Genomic DNA, 15,777 nt, shown 5'->3' on the forward strand with positions numbered 1-15,777 from the left:
GCCCGCGGTTACCTTCGCCTCGCCGACGGCGGTGTGGGGTTGATCGCTTCTTCCCCAGCGGTGCAGCAGGCGGCGACGTTGTGATCACCATGGGTTGTGGGGACGCTTGCCCAGTCGTCCCAGGGAAGACGTATCTGGACCGGAAGCTCGACGACCCGGCCGGGCAGGGCGTCGAGGCCGTCCGTCCGAAACGAGATCGAGCGCCGGATGCGGGGCCTCCTGGGCGACCTGCTTCCCGCCCCACGGCTAACCTGCGAGCCAACGCCGCCGGGGGTCACCGTCATCAGACTGTGGCCCCCGGCGGCGTTCGAGGTTTCCCGGAAACGTGCCCCTGTCGGCCCCTGGGCTTCAGCGGCCGAGGTGCCGGGTCGTCCAGCCGGCCTCGCGCCACTGGTCGGCGTCGAGGGTGCCGCGGGCGTCGATGACCTTGGGTGTGGTGGTGCGGGTGGCGAGGCGCTTGGGGTCGATGGTGGTGAAGTGGTGCCACTCGGTCAGGTGCAGCAGCAGGTCCGCGTCGTCGACGGCGGCGATGGGGTCCTCGACGTAGTCGAGTTCGGGGTGGAGCTTGCGGGCGTTGTCCAGGGCCTTGGGGTCGGTGACCGTCACGGTGGCGCCAAGGTCATGCAGGGCCTGGGCGACAGCGAGGGCGGGCGAGTCGCGGATGTCGTCGGTCTCGGGCTTGAAGGCGGCGCCCCAGACGGTGATCCGCTTGCCCCGCAGGTCACCTCCAAGGTCCTCGCGGGCCAGGTCGATGACGCGCTGGCGGCGGCGGGCGTTGACGGCGGCGGCCTCGCGGAGGATACCGACGGCCTGCCCAGCGTCGAGGTCGTCGGCGCGGTTGATGAAGCCAGCGAGGTCCTTGGGCAGGCAGCCGCCGCCGAAGCCGAGGCCGGGCCGCATGCCGTGGCGGCCGATGCGGTGGTCGTGGCCGAGGATGTCGGCGAGCTCGGCGACGTTGGCGCCGGAGGCTTCGCAGACCTCGGCCATCGCGTTGATGAAGGAGATCTTGGTGCCGAGGAAGGAGTTCGCGGCTCCCTTGGCGAGCTCGGCGGTGGGCCAGTCCGTGACGATCGTCGGCGTCCCCGACTCGATAATCTTCTCGAACGCCTGTCGCAGCAGGGCCTCGGCCCAGGAGTGGGTTGTGTTGAAGCCGAGGACGAGGCGGTCCGGGCGGAGGGTGTCGTCGACCGCGAAGGACTCGCGGAGAAACTCCGGGTTCCAGGCGACCTCGACGAGGTCCCCGGCGGGCGCGTGCTCCCGCAGGATCTCGGCGACGCGGGGTGCCGTGCCGACGGGGACGGTGGACTTGACCGCGACGACGGCCGGGGTCATCAGTCCGGGGGCCAGGCGGCGGACGGCGTCGAAGAGGTGGGTGAGGTCGTAGGCGTCGCTGCCGGGCTGGTTCGGGGTACCGACGCCGATGAAGTGCAGGTCAGCGAAGTCGGCGGCCTCGCCGTAGGAGGCGGTAAAGCGGAGCCGGCCGGTCGCGGTGTGCTTGGCGAGGAGGCCGTCGAGGTCGCGTTCGTAGAACGGGGCCTTGCCGGAGTTGAGGGTGTGGACCTTGTCGATGTCACAGTCCATGCCCAGGACCTCGTGGCCGAGTTCGGCCATGCAAGCGGCGTGGGTGGCGCCGAGGTAGCCGCATCCAATGACGGTCATCTTCATGCTCGGGGTGTCCCTTCGGGTGGGGCCGCCGTGGGCGGCCCCCACCCTTGCCCCGCCCGGAAGGGCGCGGTGGTCAGGAGGGCCGGGCGGCCAGATGGCGGTGGATCCCGGCACGGATGTATGGCGGGATCGTGAGGATGTCGAGGTGCTCGGGGGCGAAGAACTGGAGCTTGACGCCCTCGGAGAGGGGGAGGCGAGTCTCGTCGCCGTCCCAGCTGGCGGCGAAGAAGGTGATGATCTGCCCGGAGCCGTGTTCGTCGCGGGTCTCGAACAGCTCGGTCAGCGAGTCCGCGGCCAGGCCGGCTTCTTCGTCGAGCTCGCGGACGATCGCGGTGGCCGGGAGCTCGCCGGGGTCGCAGCCGCCTCCCAACAGGCTCCAGTGGGCGGGCCAAGCGATGGCAGGGAGGTCATCGCGGAGGTGGAGGAGGAGTTCGCCGCGGCGGTTGGTGATGATCGCGACGGCTCCGCGGGCGGCGGCCAGCTCCTCGGTGGCGGGTGTCTCGGAGTGCATCCCCTCACCGTAGTAACGGAGTTGGGGATCATGCGGCAGCCCTCACGGTCTGTTCCGAAAACCAAGCAGCTGCCATGAGAGCCTGCATGCGGGTACGGTCGAAGCGGCCGCCGGGCTTCAAACCCCCCTCGAGCAGGGGCCGGAATGCGGGCGGAGCGTCGGTGAGGGCCATGCGGATCTGGGTGTCGGCCCAGGCCGCGAGGTTGTCGTTGAGCCAAAACGGGACCGGGGAGGCGAACCCGAGCTTGTCCCGGCTCCCCCAAACCTCGCGAGGCAGGCCGAGGGCCTTGGCGGCGTCCCGCAGGATCCGCTTGCCCTGGGCCGGATCGGTGATCTTGTGCTCGACCGGCAGACGGTAGGGCAGCTCGACCAGGTCGCGGGCCAGGTAGGGCGACCGGCGTTCGAGCGCGTAGGCAGAAGCGAGCTTGTCGCTGGTCATCACCAGCGGCCTCCAGGCCGTCGCCAGGTCCGCCAGCGTCAGGCCGCGCGCGAGGTCTCCACCCGCGCGCGCCATCGCGTCGGCCACCAGGTCGCGGAGGCGGCCGTCGGGGTCGGGCCCGCGGAGGATCAGCCGGGTGACCGCCTCCGCCGGGTCCAGAGGTTCGCCGGCGGCATGCAGGAGCTTGGCGGCCAGCGGCCGGTAAGCGTCCAGGCCGGCGTTCAGCACGGCGTCGGGGCCGAAGAGGACCAGGGCCTGGCGGACGTAGCCCATCAGGAACTCATCCGGGCCGAGACCGCCGACCACGACCCGCAGACCAAGATCGGAGATCTTCCGGTAGGCCATGTGCTCGGAGAACGTGGACGCGTTCCCCATCGGGTAGTCCAGGGCCCGCATCATGTGCGGCAAGGCGGTGGTGAAGTCGACCTGGTCGGGCTCAACCACCACCAGCTCCGCCTTGATGTCCCGGGCGACCACGGCGGCCGCGGAGCTCAAGGAGACCGTCGCCTTCCTGCGGCTCACCGACGCGGCCGGCCATCCCCTGACCTTCACCCCGCAGGACTTCCGCCGGATGTTCATCACAGACGCCATCCGCACCGGCCTGCCGCCCCACATCGCGCAGGTCATCGCCGGCCACGCCAACATCAACACCACCATGGGATACAACGCCGTCTACCCCACCGAGACCATTGAGGCCCACCGGTCTTTCATCGCCCTCCGCCGCACCCTGCGCCCGGCCGAGGAGTACCGGACGCCGACTGACGCCGAGTGGGAGGACTTCCTTGGCCATTTCGAACGCCGCAAGCTCTCCGTCGGCACCTGCGCCCGCGCCTACGGCACCGCCTGCATCCACGAGCACGCCTGCGTCCGCTGCGCGCTCCTACGCCCCGACCCTGCCCAGCGCGGCCGGCTGGTGGAGATCCGCGACAACCTGACCGACCGGATTGCGGAAGCCGACCGGGAAGGCTGGCTCGGCGAGATCGAGGGACTCCGCATCAGCCTCGCGGGGGCCGAATCCAAGATCGGCCAGATCGACGCGGCAGCGTCCAGCGGCCCCGTACTGCTGGGGCTGCCGACGCCACGATCCGCACTGCAGGAGTGATCAGGCACCGAGCAGGCACCTACTCCCTGGTCATCTCGTCGCTTCCGCACCAACGCCCGGCTGCGGCCGGGTCCGCATACCCCAGCGGGCAAGAGATGGGCCAGCAGCACCCAGCATTGCGAAGAACAACGCCAGCAGCAGCCAGCCCGCCGTGCCGAGGCCTAGCACCACCGTGGTGAGGATCGCAGGGGCAAGAGCCTGGCCCGCGTTGAAGCCGAGGCCGAGGACACCTTGGTACTGGCCCTGAGCATGGCCGGGGGCAAGACCGAAACCAAGGGCGAAGCACGCCGAGGACTCCCAGACCTCTCCCAGGCTATGGACGAAGATCGCCGCCAGGACCAGCCCTGCCGCGGCCCAGACAGGGGCGTACGCCGCCAGCGCCATCATCGGACAGCTGACGAGGAAGAGCAGCCCCGCAGTGCGAAACGCCCGGCCGCCGTCGTACGGGGTCTCGATACGGGAGCCGATCCTGGTCTGCATCAGCACACAGAAGAGAGAGTTGACGGCGAACAGCGCGGCCACCGTCCAACGCGGCGCTTCGGTGTGCTCAGAGATCCAGATCGGCAGGAGCAGGGAGACCACCGGGTACTGCAGTCCCATGGCCCCGTAGAGGGCGGTGAACGTCAGGAACGGACGGTCCGCGAAGACGAGCCAGCGCCGCTGCCGCGGCGGCGCTGCCAGCACCGGATAGCGGGGCAGCAGAAGCAGAAGCACCGCGCACACGGCGAAGCTCGCCGCGTTGCCGAGAATCAGCGTGACATAGGCTCCGCGGGTGTCCGCGGCCAGCGCCAGCCCGGCACCCACTGTTCCCAGGACGACCCCCAGGTTGACGAAGGTGCGCAGCTTCGCCCGGAACATGGCCGGTCGCTCACCCCCGACCCGGGCCACCAGGGCCCCCCACGCCGCCCCTCCGACCGCCGCGGCGATCTGGTCGACCGTCGCGATGATCGTGAGTGCGGCCCAGTTCTCGACGAGGACGAGGGCCGCCATCGATACCGCCTGGACCGCGAGGGCCAGCATCATGATCACGCGTGCGCCGCGCCGGTCAGCGAGATGACCCCCAGGTATCCCCGCGCACAAGCCGATCACTCCGGCGATGGTGAGCGCGGCGCCGACCTGCACCGCAGGCAGGCCCACGACCAAAGTGAAATAGAGCGCCGACGCCGCGTTGAACAGACCATTGCCGACCCGGTTGACGAAACTGGCGGCGACCAGCACGCGCTCCGGCCCACTGTCCCCCGCCATCCGGCCTATTCGACCTGCCAACCCCGCCTTGATCATGGACCGCAGGCTAACAGCGCCGCAGAACCCGCCGCAGTCGTACGAAGATCGCGTGCCCTCCTCCTCCCCCCTCCCCCGAAAACGAAGAAGCACCCCGCCGGAAGCGAAGTGCGAACGTTGATCCCTCACTCGGAGGCTATTCAGTTAGTTCAGAGAAGTGGCCAGACCAAGAAACGAGATAGCGCCATTCCAGATCGGACGGGGCATGGGCGCCTCCATGAGCGGCCCCCCTGGGCAGATGTCCAGCCTATGGCGGGCAGGACGGGTCGGCCATGCCAAGGCGTCTGCAACCCACTGGAGGTAGTCAGGTCGGATTCAGCGCAGTGATGCCCGTGCCCGCGTACAGCTCGGGCTCCAGCGACAGGACCGTGAGCGGCTCCCCCGCTTTCACCGCGTTCCAGGCGATTGCAGCCGCATGAGCCACCGACCAGTCCACGCTTCTCCAGTCCATGGCGTCCACCGCGTGCGCCGCGGTGAACGGAACGTTCTCCGCGAACCGCAGGGATGCCGCGTGCTTGCCTGCGCGCGCTCGTCCTCACCCAGCCGCCGTGAGAGTCAGAACGGCAGAACCCACTCGCGATCGTCAACCACCTCAGTTACCGGAGGGCCTGCGGGCGGCCAGGGACCGGGAATGGCTTCGACTGCACGTTGGACATCAGCCGCCGTCATACCGGTGACAACGAGGTCCATCCCCTCCAAGCCGGGCTCCAGGCAGAGCAGCAAACCAGCGGAAGAGAACCAGCGAACGGGCGGCCCCATGGGCTCGAACCACGCTGGATACGGCGGCAAAGCCACCCGAGCGAACTGCTCCTCCAGACAGGCAACAACCTCGGGCGTTGCCTGACAGGTGCGGCCCTCAGTCCCACCGGCCGCGGCGGCTTCGCTCAGGACGGTTTCCACACAGGCCAGCGACAAGCGGTCGAGGAAGTCAAGTCGGCTGGAACCGGGCAGGCGATCACCGAACAGGGCGACCGGTGGATCCTCACGGGAAAGATCGGCCAGGGCCACACCCCACCCGGCGCAGCCCTGGTTCTCGCTGCGGAACACCAACAGTTCACCGGAAGGATCGAGCAGCAGCTCGTCCGGCTCCAGCCACGGATTCTGCTGCGCAACCAGGTCACGCCGTCGACCGAACAACGCATACGCCTCCCTGAGAGCGACTGGGAGACGCAACCCAAGACGGTCCTCAGCTCGCTGCACATCAGCCGATGTGAACCCATCAGCCAGCGACACCGGGGCGGACCAGGCAGCAGCAAAGCCTCGGACGAATGCCCATGCATCCGCCCGCGCCGGGCACCCACCAGCCAGTGCCTCAGCTACATCGAACCTGTCAGACATGCCGTGACCCTACGCGGCGGCCGCCCCTGTATCGGATGGCATGGTGACCGTCACGAAATATCCGCCACAGCCTTGAAAAACGGCCGGGGTCGCTCCTCGCCTCACTGCTTGGTCTTTGAACTGTGTGAGGAGGGTGGGGAACGAGGAGCGGTCCTTGATCACCGGAATGTAGGTTTTGGCCATGACTGGTGACTGGCGGAGGGATCGGATCGGGACTGCGCTGAGGGGTGAAAACCCGACCGTGATGCGACGGTTGACGTCGGGGTTCGCGGTGATCGGGGATGTTCAGTTCCTGCCGGGCTACTCGGTTCTCCTCGTGGATGAACCGGATGTGCAGCGGCTGTCGGACCTGCCGAAGGCAAAGCGGCTGTCGTTCCTGTCCGACATGGACCAGCTCGGCGAAGCCGTCGAGTGTGCCTGCCGGCGGCTGGACCCGACTTTCCGGCGGGTCAATCTGGAGATCCTGGGAAATACAGACCCGTTCCTGCATGCGCATGTCTGGCCGCGGTTCGAGTGGGAGCCGGCCGATGTGGTGGGTGCTCCGGTGTGGCTCTATCCACGTGACCGGTGGAGCGACGAGCAGTTCAGTCTCGGTCCGCAGCATGACGTGCTGCGAGATGCGATCGGCAGCGAACTGGACCGGCTGCGCTCGATGACCTGACGTTGTGGGCCCGCCGACCGTCAGGTCGGCGGGCCCGGTGATCGGTGACGGTCAGCCGATGCTCACTGGAGGCGTCTGAGCGGGGACGATGTCGGTGACGCGGTTGGTGATCGTGGGGCGGGCGGCTTCCTGGGCGGCGAGCAGGGCGACGATCCTGACAGGCTGATCGCAGTGAACCTCCGCCAACTTGAACGCATGTCAAAGGGCTGGTGTGACCGGTACTCAGGGTGCTCACGCTGGTTGTGGGCGGGAGTCTGTGGAGTAGATCGTCTGTCAGCGGTCGGCTTCGAGGTTCGTCAGAACGAGCAGGGCGCGCAGGACGGCGGAAACGGGGGTGAAGGCGAGGTTGAGGGCCTTCTTCTTCGCCTTGCGGATCGGGGTGCGCACCGCGCGCCTGATCCGGGTCTTGGCCTTGCGCTTGGCGTGGAAGTGGCCGTCGCGACGGGCCTGGGCCACTTGAGAGGACTGACGCCGGTACACCGGTGCCTGAGCAGGCCCGCGATACCGCCGTCGAGCAGTGGTTACTGGACGGCTTCAAAGAGTCGATGGCCCGCAGCGGCGCCGCGTTCGCCGCCGAACCCAGCAGTACCGACGCCTTCCAGGAGCAGCGGGCTGCAGAGCAGCAGGCGTGCGCCGAGCTTGAGCGGCAGAAGCGGGGCCAAGGCCGCGTGAGCCAGCCGGACCGCTGCACCCGCTCGACATCACCTTCAGCAAGTCTGTCTGACTGGGCGGCAATCTCTCGGGTCGGCTCGGGGCGTCGCCTTGGCGTTCGGCAGCACCCGGGCCGGGTGGCAGTGCAGTAAACCGCGGCCAGGGGCGCGGACTAGGGTTGAGATCAGTCCGCGCCGGCATGGGTGCGCGGGTCAGGCCCGGTGCCCAGAGCGCTCTGGGGCAGTACGACCGGACCGTCCTCGGCCCCGGTATTCCGTCGGAATACCGGGGCCCTCGCAGGGCGGACACCGCCGGAGAGGCGCGGTGCGCTACTTCCAGAGCTCGGCGACCCATTCGGGGTGGTCTATGAACGGGTTCCGGTTCTTCTGTATGCCGTAGATCTTGTCGTTGCGGGTCTTCTCGAACGCATCCGGCGGGTCGGCGTCGTGCCACTGCTTCAACACCGACAGCCGTCCCATCGCCGGGGCGCTACCGTTGCCGACCTGGTCATTGGCTTCGAGGTCGGGGAAGCCGTCGGACCCGTCGTAGCGGACGGCCATGTAGAGGATCATGCGGGCGACGTCGCCCTTGACGGCGTCGCGGGGTTCGAAGGAGTCGCTGTCGGAGCGGCTGTCGGGCGCTTGGTCGACCGGGTCGCCGCCGTTGTCGAAGTCGAGGTTGCCGCGGGTGGAATTGACGGAGGAGTCTTCGGGCCGCAGGTGGTGAATGTCGGTACCCGGTCCGGGGCGCGTGCCGAAGTCGCCGTGACTCTTGGCCCACACGTGTTCCCGGTTCCAGTCGTCCGCACCATCCCCGTGGGCGTCCTTGGCCTGGGAGCGGCCGCTGTACAGGAGGATGACGTTCGCGGGGGTGTCGGGGTCCTCGTCGGTGGTCTTCAGAGCTTCCCACACGTCGTCGTAGGAGAGCTTCGTCTGCTCGCTGATGATCGCGTGCAGGGCGGTCTTGAGCTCGCCGCCGGTCTTGCCGGCAGCGGCCTGGTAGTAGTCGTCGTCCAGCGGCATCGCCACCGCGGCACCGGCGTGGCCGGCCTCGCGTGCGGCGGGCGGGGTACTGGCGGTGGCGAAGGCTGCGGCCGGAACGACGAGCGCGGTGGCCGCAGCGGCAGCCAGGACGGGACGGCGCCAAGGACTGCGCTTACGGTGAGCGGACATGATGTGGGGGGTGTCCTCTCCTTCTCGGCGGGCACACCGCAGAATCTCTACGGCTTCAACCGACGGTCAGATGACCAAAGGGGGTGCCCAACAAGCGGATGTCAGCGGGTAGTTCGGGGGATGAAGCCTGCCAGCATCCGATCAGGAGCGAGTGGACACCGCGCGCCCGTCCTGTGCCGACACGGTGAAGAGCACGTCGCGACGCGGGGGCCCCAAGCAGCTGGCTCGCCCCGCCGCGCCTGGGACGTGGACCACGGCAGGCTGCGGGCGACGTCGTCAGACCGGACAGTGCGAGGCGGAGTGTGCTGCCCAGCGACCGTCGGGTGTGCACGGTTCGGCGAGCGGCGGGCGACCGCGCGGCCGTGTACACAGCCGACGGGCTGGCCTGGCCCAGGTGGCGAGCCTTCATCTCCCGGCCGCGTGTCAGCACTGCGGCCAGGGCTCCGGGTGAGCGGTCCATGGCCATCTGGCGCTCCTCGTGGGCGAGCCGAAGGCGTAGCTCTGGGGAGGCCCGGGCGATCCGGCGCCGCTCAACGACGGGAAGAGATCGATACCTCGTCAGGAGCTGTCGCTGGTGGGCGTCGCGCTCGAGTTCGGCCGCGGTTGTCATCGTCCTCCCCGTCCTCAACCTGCTCGGCTTCCAGTCGGGGGCGGTCTGGCCGGCGATGACGATGAGCTGGTTGGTTCTCGGATGGCGTCTTCGAGTCGGCCGTATGCGGCTTTTGAGGTCCGGTTCCACGGCTACCTCCGAGACGCTCGCCAGCGTGGTGGTGCGCTGGTAGGGGGCGGTCCGCGGCTGGGTTCGCGGGGTGGCACGGCCCGGTCGGAAGGGGGCGGGGGACACCGGGGCTTCTGACTGGGCCGTGCAGGTAGGGCGTGGCGTACGGTCCGGAGTTTGTCCCGGCTGCTATCCCGCTGCGGTGATGAGGGTGAGCGCTGCGGCCACCGTGTCGTGCAGCGTGGTGCATACCGGAACGCCGTGACGGCGGGCGACATAGATCAGGTAGCGGTTGCGCTCGGGGTTGGGGCAGTCAGGCGGGCAGCCGAGTACAGCCCTGCCGGTTGCCACGTCCAGGCCGAATTCGACGTTGGTGGTCATGCCAGGGAGGGTGCGCAGGTCGCGGGGAATCCAGAAGAGGATCGCGGAGGCCGCCGCGCGGGCCTCGGTCTCCCAGTCGACTTGGTCCTCGTAGCGGTCGGCGCGCTCACCGTGCCGTGACTCGGGGCTCAGGGCGGTCAACTGCTGGTTGCCGGTCCACTGCGCGGCCAGCGCCTCGATGGCGGCGGGCCGCCATGACAGAACGGGTGCGCTCTTGTCGGGAGTGGGTCCGGCGAGGAAGACCGACGGGCCGTCGGCTGGGAGAGTTTCGCGGGCCATGACCACGTTGACGGCACTCATGAGGCGGCTCCGTTCTGCGCGGCGACGCGGGCTGCGTGCTGCGGTGTCCAGGGCAGGGGTAAGCCGTCACCCGCCTGACGAGGAACTACGTGAACGCGCACGTGGTAGACGGACTGCGTGGCCTCGGCGCCCTTGCTTGTGATGAGGTTCGCGGCATGGTGCTCGGCCATCAGCTCGGCAGCGTGGCGCATGACCGTGGCAGTCACGTCCGGGTCGGCGCCGGCGTCCTCCACGTGAACACGCGGCAGGACCAGGACATGGCCCTCGTTGACCCCGCCGCTGCGAGGCCGGACCGCGAGCGCATCGGGCCATTCCCGGACGATGACGGCCCGGGCCTTCCCGGTGACGATGGCGCAGAACACACAACTCTTCATGATCAGGGCTCCTTGGTCTGGTCAACGGTGGCGATGGCGGTCGCCGCAGTGCTACTGGCCGGCGTGGGAGGCGCGGCGGGTGGTCGCGTCGATGAGGGCCAGGGCGTGGTCGGCGGTGCGGCCGGGGGCCCGGTTCCACGGTCCGATCACTCCGGTCCAGCCTGTGGACCGGAGTTCGGTGATGAGCCAGGCTGCGGCGCGGTTCATGGTGTCTTCGGAGCCGTAGCCGAGGCGGTGGGCCGTGAGCAGGGCGCCGCAGAGGCAGCGGGCGCCGGCGGCGTTGCGGAGCTTGTAGCGGGTGTTCTGCCATCCCCACTCGGCGAGGACCTGGCGGGCGTAGGCGAGGTGTGTGGAGGGGCGGAGATCGGTCTGTCCGATGCGGCGCCAGGCGTGGAGGCGGTCGGGGAGGACTGCTCCGAAGCGGCCGGGTAGCGGCCGTGCAGTCGGAGGCGCCGCCGGTACGGCTTTCAGGGCTGTGGTGATGAGCTGGTCGATGGGGATGGATAGCAGGCTGCGCCAGTCCTCCGCTTCGTGGCCAGACCTGGAAGGTTCGGTCCTTTCGGTCCCTGTGCGCGGTGTGGGTTCGGGGGCGGTCGTGGCCCAGTGGGTGACGATCTGCTGCCAGGCGGCGGTGTCGTAGAGGCGGGCGGCCTCGAGGTCGAGGGTGTCGGGGGTGAGGAGGGCGGCGGTCGGTATCGGTGCGGGGTCTCCATCTAGCGGTCCCTGGTGGTGAGGGTGGTGTCGGCGGTGCGGAGTGCGCGCTGCAGGGGGCTGTGTTGCTCGGGGATGGTGGGGTCGATGCGGGCGATGAGGAGCCGCCCGTCGGGGAGACGGGCGGTCACTGCGTGCGGGCCGTACGGTCTGTCGACGACCGGGGCGGTGCGGGGCACTGTTACTCCCCTGTGCTGCGGCGGCGGATCTGCTCGAGCACGTCGTCCAAATCGTCGTGGCGGATGAGGACGTCGCGGTCGTCGTTGCCGTCGGCGGGAGCGACGACGCCGAACTCCTCGAGGGCGGTCATGAGGGCCATGACGCGGTCCCAGCCGATGCGGAGCTTGCGCTGGAGCATCTGCGGGGAGCCGTACTGGGTGGAGACGATCAGTTCGGCGGCGTCCTCGAGGAGCTCGTCGACCAGGCCGGCCGCACTGCCGCCGTTCTGCGTCGTGGTGTCCGGGGTGCTAGGCGGGGTGGTGCTGTCGGGGCCGTCGGTCCAGACGTAGAGGCCGCGGCCGGGCTTGGTGATGTTGTCGTGGGCGGCGTACCAGTTCTGGATGGCGGTGTCGGAGGGCGGGGTTTCGCCGGGGTAGAGCGTTTCGAGGCGGGCGCGGACGTCGGCGACGGTGATGCCGTCGGCGCCTGCTTCGCGGACCCAGTTGATGCAGAGGTCGCGGCGGGGGTGGCGGCGGTCCTTCTTCGGTTTGGTCAGGTCGACGGCGGCCTGCATGGTGAGGGCTTCGGCTTCGGACAGGACGCGGTTGAGGGTGGCCGGGTCGATCTCGGGCTCAGCGGCGGTGTTGTTAGCGGCGGCGTACTGCTGGCCGCGCTGGATGTAGGAGTCGAGGGACGGCAGCGCAGGCATGCTGCCGGTCGCGGCCGCCGGCCTGCTGCTGGTGGCCGGTGCGCTGGGTGTGGTGCGGGTGGTGCCGGCGGGGGTGGGCAGGCCGAGGGCGTCGAGCAGCCATGCGATCCGGGCGGGGTCGGTCCAGCGGGTGGAGTAGCCGTAGGGTTCGGCGTCCTGCTGGGCGTCCTTGTCGAGGTCGGGGCGGATGTCCCAGCGCTCGCCGGCCAGGTCCTCAATGACGGTGGCTTCGGTGCCGTTGGGGTACTCGTCGTCGTCGTAGGCGTAGTACACCTTCGTCTTCTCCGGGCCCTTGCCGGTCTTGGAGCGCTGCTTGTCCAGGACGTAGAAGGCACCGTTGCCGGGGAGCTTGGAGAGGTCGACGCGCTGGTAGTAGTCGGGGAAGACGAACTGGCCTTCCTGCTTCTTGGGGAAGCGGCCGCCGATGACGGTGTCGTACTGGGACATCACTTCGCCGCCGCCGGTGTTGGGGCCGGTGCCGCGCTGGGCGGCGTCGATGTAGTCGACGGCGGCCTTGCGGCCCTTCTTGATGCCGCGGGTCTTGGCGACGATGGCCTCGGGAACGCGGGACATCAGCTCGGGGTTCTCATCGGTGATGACGATCAGCGCGGGCGTGGTGGAGCTGGGCTTGACCTTTCCGCCCTTCATGCGGCGGGCGCGGCCGTCGCCGACGGCCACTGACGCGGACAACAGGCGCACGGCTTCATCGACGGTGATGGCGACCCAGTCGAGGATCGGGCGGTCGATGAGCCGGCCGTGGCGGTCCTTCCAGCCCTCGGCCCACGGACGGAGCCACCGCTTGGCGGTGTTGCCCTCGGCCATGTCGATCATCCAGATGACGGCGTCGGTGCAGCGGGTGATGACCGAGATGATGACGTGCAACAGGACGGACTTGCCGGAGCCCTTCTTGCCCGCGATGAAGATGGAGTTCTGCCTGAACTTGACCTCGAACGGGTCGCCGGATTCCAGGTCGCCGAGGGTCAGTGGCTCATTGATGGTCAGCGGGTGGTAGTCGGCGGGCAGCGGGATCGGCTCGGACATGACGTCACGGGTGGACACGTACAGGACGGCGTCCGAGGCGAGGCCGCTGTCACCGGGGCGCAGGTCCAGGGCTCCGGAGCGCAGGTCGCCCTTGCGGGTCTCGATGGTCGGCAGGAGCTGCAGCAGGCCGGGGAAAGGGGTCTGGGTGAGGCGCAGGGGCAGGGCGTAGCCGCCGCGGGTGGTGAACGGGTCGAGGACCTGTACGCCGCGGGCTCCGGCGTCGTGGAACAGCTGCTCCCACTCGCCCATTTCGGCGGGTGCGTCGGCGGCGGCTTCGGCGGCCCACTGGGCGGAGATGATGTCGCGGCGCAGGGCGCGGTCGGCGGCGTAGGCGGGGGTGAGGACGGCGGTGGCGATGCTGATCGTGGCGGCGGAGGCCAGGGACCAGGGTGTGTGGTGGGCGGTCCAGGTGAGCCAGGTGTAGGCGGCGGCGGTCCAGGTGGCGGTGAAGCCGGTGTGGTACCAGCGGCGCCAGCGGGGGGTCGGGTAGCTGTGGTCGCCATCGCCGGTCCAGGCGGTGCGCATCCAGCGGGAAGCGGCGGCCGCGCAGATCCCGGCGACGGAGCCCAGCGCCATCCAGCCGACGGGCAGGGAGCCTCCGAGGTCTTCGGCCACGCCCAGTGCCAGCCCGCCTGTGTAGACGAACGCGCTGGTGAACAGCGGCGTGGAGAGGGTGCCGTGCCGCCAGGGAATCGGCTCGTGGTTGCGGGGGCGGGTGAACACGGGGCGGGTCTCCTCGGGATGGGGTGTACGGGTTGAGGGCGCGGGGCTCTGGGACCGCCGATGCCGTACGGGTCGGCGGCCCCAGAGAGGGGGGTCACTCATTGGCGGCGATGTCCCACTTGCGGGCCTGAACGGTCGGGTTCTCGATGTTCTCGATCTGCTCCTCGTGGAGCTGCCGGAACAGAACGGGGATCTCGGTGAGGCGCTGCGCAAGGTTGCTGGCGTAGCTGGCGGTGTCGTCGTACGCCTCGGCGATAGCCGGGTTGACCTTGAAGTTCTCGCGGGTGGTCTCACCGGCGTGGCGGACGACTTCACCGATCGCTTCCTGAAGGGTCGCGAGCGCGTGGAGGGTCTGTTCGTAACCGACCATGTTCTCGGCGGGGCTGGTGAGCAGCATGACGCCGGCCTGCCGTACGGCGTCGGCGGCCTGCTCGAGCGGCGCTGCGTAGGTCATGGGTGCTGCTCCAGTGGTAGTGGGTGCGGGGGTGCTGACGGGCTGGTGCGGGATCGTCGGCGCGGGATCGTTCTGAGCGGGATCGTTCTGGGCGGGGGCCGGGGCGGTGGTCTGCGGTGTCGTCGGGGTGGTGGAGGCGGAGGTGTGGCGGTACATCCACTTGTTCAGCCAGGCCCAAGAGCCGGTCGCGGCGAGCGCGCGGGCGGCGGGGCTGGTGAGGGCGTGGAGGACCTTGGCGAGGGGACGGGCCCAGTTGGGGCCGGCGTGGGTGTAGCGGAGGGTGCCGAGCTGCATGTGCAGGGCGAGGAGGCTCTTGGTGCCGTACCGGACGGCGTACGCAAGGGGCTTCGACATGACACGGCCGGTGGTGCGCAAGGCGGTACGGGTGGGGCTGATGACGCGGCGGATCCGCATGCGGGTCTTCTTGCTGGTGTGCTTGCGGAGCTTGACGCCGGCGAGGTAGGTGAGGCGCCGCATGCGGTCCATGTGCGCGGTGGGCTTTTGCGTGACCAGCTTGTGCTTGCCCTTCGCGGCGTGCCGGGCGCTCTTCTTCCCCGCCGGGGCTTTGATGACCTTCGGCTTCAGGTGTGCGGTCTTCGGCCGGCGGGTCTTCTTCAGCAGGGTGTTTGCGCGGGCGGCCTTGCTCTGCGGGCCGAGCTTGCGGGCGTTGGGGCCGGTGAGCGTCTTCGGGGAGCCCTTGAGCGCATTGCCGGGCGCCGGGGCGTGGGCCTTGCGGGCGGCGATCCTCGACAGCCGCCCGGCCTTCCCCGCCGGGGCGGTGGTCTGGCCCGGCGTACGGCCGGAGCCGTTCTTTCCCGCATTGGGCTTCACCGGGGCGCCAGGGGTCTTCTGCCGTGAAGGAGGGGGAGCCGTCGTTTGTCCGGTACGCGCAGGTCGCCTTGGAGATGGCCGTCGAGTGGAAAATGCCCGCGGTCGAGCGCTGGCTCGTCGCTTGGTTGGCAGCATCGGGTTTGCCACATCTTCGGATGCGGTGGTCTTCACGCTCACGCGACGGAAGGGCCCGGCTGGACGGGCGGGCATCCGGTGATGTTCGCACAATGGCGGGCAACCACACCGGAATCTGTTTAGGGACCGGATCCGGGACCGTGGAGACATGGAGTCCGGACGGGGGCCTTACACGTGTCGGCGATCTCGACAAAGCGGTATGGGCCATGGCAGTCAACGGGGGCTGGGTCTTCGCCGCCGGCCCGCACACAAACTTCCTTGGTCGCGGCCCGACCAGCAAGGCGCCCTGGCCCAAGCTTCCGCATACGGCGGGCATCTCTGCAGCTGATGTCACCAGCGGCGGTCATGTGGTCTGCGGAGACGAGCTCGGCGTGGTCCGGGTGTGTCAGCCGGGCAGCCAGTGGGTCGAGCTGCCAGCACT

General features: G+C 69.3%; 18 protein-coding genes. 3 read left to right on the top strand and 15 right to left on the bottom strand.

Translation table 11 applies throughout. The features are described from left to right. Positions 1–348 precede the first annotated feature (348 nt). From ACZ5VC_RS30865 to ACZ5VC_RS30875, 3 genes are all read right to left on the bottom strand, one after another. The gene (locus ACZ5VC_RS30865) at positions 349–1,665 is read right to left on the bottom strand and encodes a UDP-glucose dehydrogenase family protein (protein ID WP_469123270.1); all 1,317 of its coding nucleotides are present in this window, start codon (positions 1,663–1,665) and stop codon (positions 349–351) included. A gap of 73 nt (positions 1,666–1,738) precedes the next feature. Beyond that, positions 1,739–2,176: an NUDIX domain-containing protein gene (locus tag ACZ5VC_RS30870; RefSeq protein WP_469123271.1), complete on the bottom strand. Its 438-nt coding sequence runs from the start codon at positions 2,174–2,176 to the stop codon at positions 1,739–1,741. Positions 2,177–2,204: 28 nt separating this feature from the next. Continuing rightward, positions 2,205–3,110: an asparagine synthase-related protein gene (locus ACZ5VC_RS30875; RefSeq protein WP_469123272.1), complete on the bottom strand. Its 906-nt coding sequence runs from the start codon at positions 3,108–3,110 to the stop codon at positions 2,205–2,207. On the opposite strand from ACZ5VC_RS30875, the gene ACZ5VC_RS30880 reads away from it, so the two are divergent. Further along, positions 3,076–3,717: a tyrosine-type recombinase/integrase gene (locus ACZ5VC_RS30880; RefSeq protein WP_469123273.1), complete on the top strand. Its 642-nt coding sequence runs from the start codon at positions 3,076–3,078 to the stop codon at positions 3,715–3,717. The two genes, ACZ5VC_RS30875 and ACZ5VC_RS30880, sit on opposite strands and share 35 nt — an antisense overlap. 30 nt (positions 3,718–3,747) lie before the next feature. Here the strand turns inward: ACZ5VC_RS30880 and ACZ5VC_RS30885 are convergent, their stop codons facing one another. From ACZ5VC_RS30885 to ACZ5VC_RS30895, 3 genes are all read right to left on the bottom strand, one after another. Next, the gene (locus ACZ5VC_RS30885; protein ID WP_469123274.1) at positions 3,748–4,998 is read right to left on the bottom strand and encodes an MFS transporter; all 1,251 of its coding nucleotides are present in this window, start codon (positions 4,996–4,998) and stop codon (positions 3,748–3,750) included. 304 nt (positions 4,999–5,302) lie between these two features. After that, positions 5,303–5,449 carry a PIN domain-containing protein gene (locus ACZ5VC_RS30890; RefSeq protein ID WP_469123275.1) on the bottom strand — a complete coding sequence of 49 codons (147 nt, stop codon included), beginning with the start codon at positions 5,447–5,449 and terminating at the stop codon, positions 5,303–5,305. A 104-nt stretch (positions 5,450–5,553) separates the two neighbouring features. Further along, positions 5,554–6,135, bottom strand: coding sequence for an SMI1/KNR4 family protein (locus tag ACZ5VC_RS30895; RefSeq protein WP_469123276.1), 582 nt, complete (start codon positions 6,133–6,135; stop codon positions 5,554–5,556). A gap of 382 nt (positions 6,136–6,517) precedes the next feature. Between ACZ5VC_RS30895 and ACZ5VC_RS30900 the strand changes: the two genes are divergently transcribed. Continuing rightward, positions 6,518–6,997 carry a diadenosine tetraphosphate hydrolase gene (locus tag ACZ5VC_RS30900; RefSeq protein WP_469123277.1) on the top strand — a complete coding sequence of 160 codons (480 nt, stop codon included), beginning with the start codon at positions 6,518–6,520 and terminating at the stop codon, positions 6,995–6,997. A gap of 51 nt (positions 6,998–7,048) precedes the next feature. Here the strand turns inward: ACZ5VC_RS30900 and ACZ5VC_RS30905 are convergent, their stop codons facing one another. Both ACZ5VC_RS30905 and ACZ5VC_RS30910 read right to left on the bottom strand, forming a co-directional pair. Further along, a complete protein-coding gene (locus ACZ5VC_RS30905) occupies positions 7,049–7,183 on the bottom strand; it encodes a hypothetical protein (protein WP_469123278.1) in 135 nt (44 codons plus the stop codon). An 87-nt stretch (positions 7,184–7,270) separates the two neighbouring features. Continuing rightward, positions 7,271–7,453: a hypothetical protein gene (locus ACZ5VC_RS30910; RefSeq protein ID WP_469123279.1), complete on the bottom strand. Its 183-nt coding sequence runs from the start codon at positions 7,451–7,453 to the stop codon at positions 7,271–7,273. A gap of 26 nt (positions 7,454–7,479) precedes the next feature. Here ACZ5VC_RS30910 and ACZ5VC_RS30915 point away from each other — a divergent pair, with 26 nt between their 5' ends. Further along, positions 7,480–7,800 (top strand): hypothetical protein, encoded by a 321-nt coding sequence (locus tag ACZ5VC_RS30915; RefSeq protein ID WP_469123280.1) that lies wholly within the window; start codon positions 7,480–7,482, stop codon positions 7,798–7,800. Positions 7,801–7,977: 177 nt separating this feature from the next. On the opposite strand, the gene ACZ5VC_RS30920 is transcribed toward ACZ5VC_RS30915, so the two are convergent. The 7 genes from ACZ5VC_RS30920 to ACZ5VC_RS30950 form a co-directional block, all read right to left on the bottom strand. Next, positions 7,978–8,820: an endonuclease I family protein gene (locus tag ACZ5VC_RS30920; protein WP_469123281.1), complete on the bottom strand. Its 843-nt coding sequence runs from the start codon at positions 8,818–8,820 to the stop codon at positions 7,978–7,980. A 907-nt stretch (positions 8,821–9,727) separates the two neighbouring features. After that, positions 9,728–10,219, bottom strand: a complete 492-nt coding sequence (locus tag ACZ5VC_RS30925; RefSeq protein WP_469123282.1) for a nucleoside 2-deoxyribosyltransferase domain-containing protein — start codon at positions 10,217–10,219, stop codon at positions 9,728–9,730. After that, positions 10,216–10,593 (bottom strand): HIT family protein, encoded by a 378-nt coding sequence (locus tag ACZ5VC_RS30930; RefSeq protein WP_469123283.1) that lies wholly within the window; start codon positions 10,591–10,593, stop codon positions 10,216–10,218. Before ACZ5VC_RS30930 ends, ACZ5VC_RS30925 begins: the two co-directional genes overlap by 4 nt. A gap of 51 nt (positions 10,594–10,644) precedes the next feature. Further along, complete coding sequence (locus tag ACZ5VC_RS30935; RefSeq protein ID WP_469123327.1) at positions 10,645–11,289, bottom strand: DUF6197 family protein; 645 nt, start codon at positions 11,287–11,289, stop codon at positions 10,645–10,647. Positions 11,290–11,306: 17 nt separating this feature from the next. Then, complete coding sequence (locus tag ACZ5VC_RS30940; protein ID WP_469123284.1) at positions 11,307–11,483, bottom strand: hypothetical protein; 177 nt, start codon at positions 11,481–11,483, stop codon at positions 11,307–11,309. A 2-nt stretch (positions 11,484–11,485) separates the two neighbouring features. After that, complete coding sequence (locus ACZ5VC_RS30945; RefSeq protein ID WP_469123285.1) at positions 11,486–13,936, bottom strand: DNA translocase FtsK; 2,451 nt, start codon at positions 13,934–13,936, stop codon at positions 11,486–11,488. A gap of 94 nt (positions 13,937–14,030) precedes the next feature. Continuing rightward, complete coding sequence (locus ACZ5VC_RS30950) at positions 14,031–15,221, bottom strand: hypothetical protein (protein ID WP_469123286.1); 1,191 nt, start codon at positions 15,219–15,221, stop codon at positions 14,031–14,033. Positions 15,222–15,777: the final 556 nt, after the last annotated feature.

The sequence above is a fragment of the Streptomyces sp. NPDC033174 genome (assembly GCF_055577795.1).

Bases quoted from the DNA above. Each gene is read 5' to 3' on its own strand.
- ACZ5VC_RS30900 (WP_469123277.1), top strand. From the start codon at position 6,518: ATGACTGGTGACTGGCGGAGGGATCGGATCGGGACTGCGCTGAGGGGT.
- ACZ5VC_RS30930 (WP_469123283.1), bottom strand. From the start codon at position 10,593: ATGAAGAGTTGTGTGTTCTGCGCCATCGTCACCGGGAAGGCCCGGGCC.
- ACZ5VC_RS30925 (WP_469123282.1), bottom strand. From the start codon at position 10,219: ATGAGTGCCGTCAACGTGGTCATGGCCCGCGAAACTCTCCCAGCCGAC.
- ACZ5VC_RS30920 (WP_469123281.1), bottom strand. From the start codon at position 8,820: ATGTCCGCTCACCGTAAGCGCAGTCCTTGGCGCCGTCCCGTCCTGGCT.
- ACZ5VC_RS30870 (WP_469123271.1), bottom strand. From the start codon at position 2,176: ATGCACTCCGAGACACCCGCCACCGAGGAGCTGGCCGCCGCCCGCGGA.
- ACZ5VC_RS30890 (WP_469123275.1), bottom strand. From the start codon at position 5,449: ATGGACTGGAGAAGCGTGGACTGGTCGGTGGCTCATGCGGCTGCAATC.
- ACZ5VC_RS30885 (WP_469123274.1), bottom strand. From the start codon at position 4,998: ATGATCAAGGCGGGGTTGGCAGGTCGAATAGGCCGGATGGCGGGGGAC.
- ACZ5VC_RS30865 (WP_469123270.1), bottom strand. From the start codon at position 1,665: ATGAAGATGACCGTCATTGGATGCGGCTACCTCGGCGCCACCCACGCC.
- ACZ5VC_RS30880 (WP_469123273.1), top strand. From the start codon at position 3,076: ATGTCCCGGGCGACCACGGCGGCCGCGGAGCTCAAGGAGACCGTCGCC.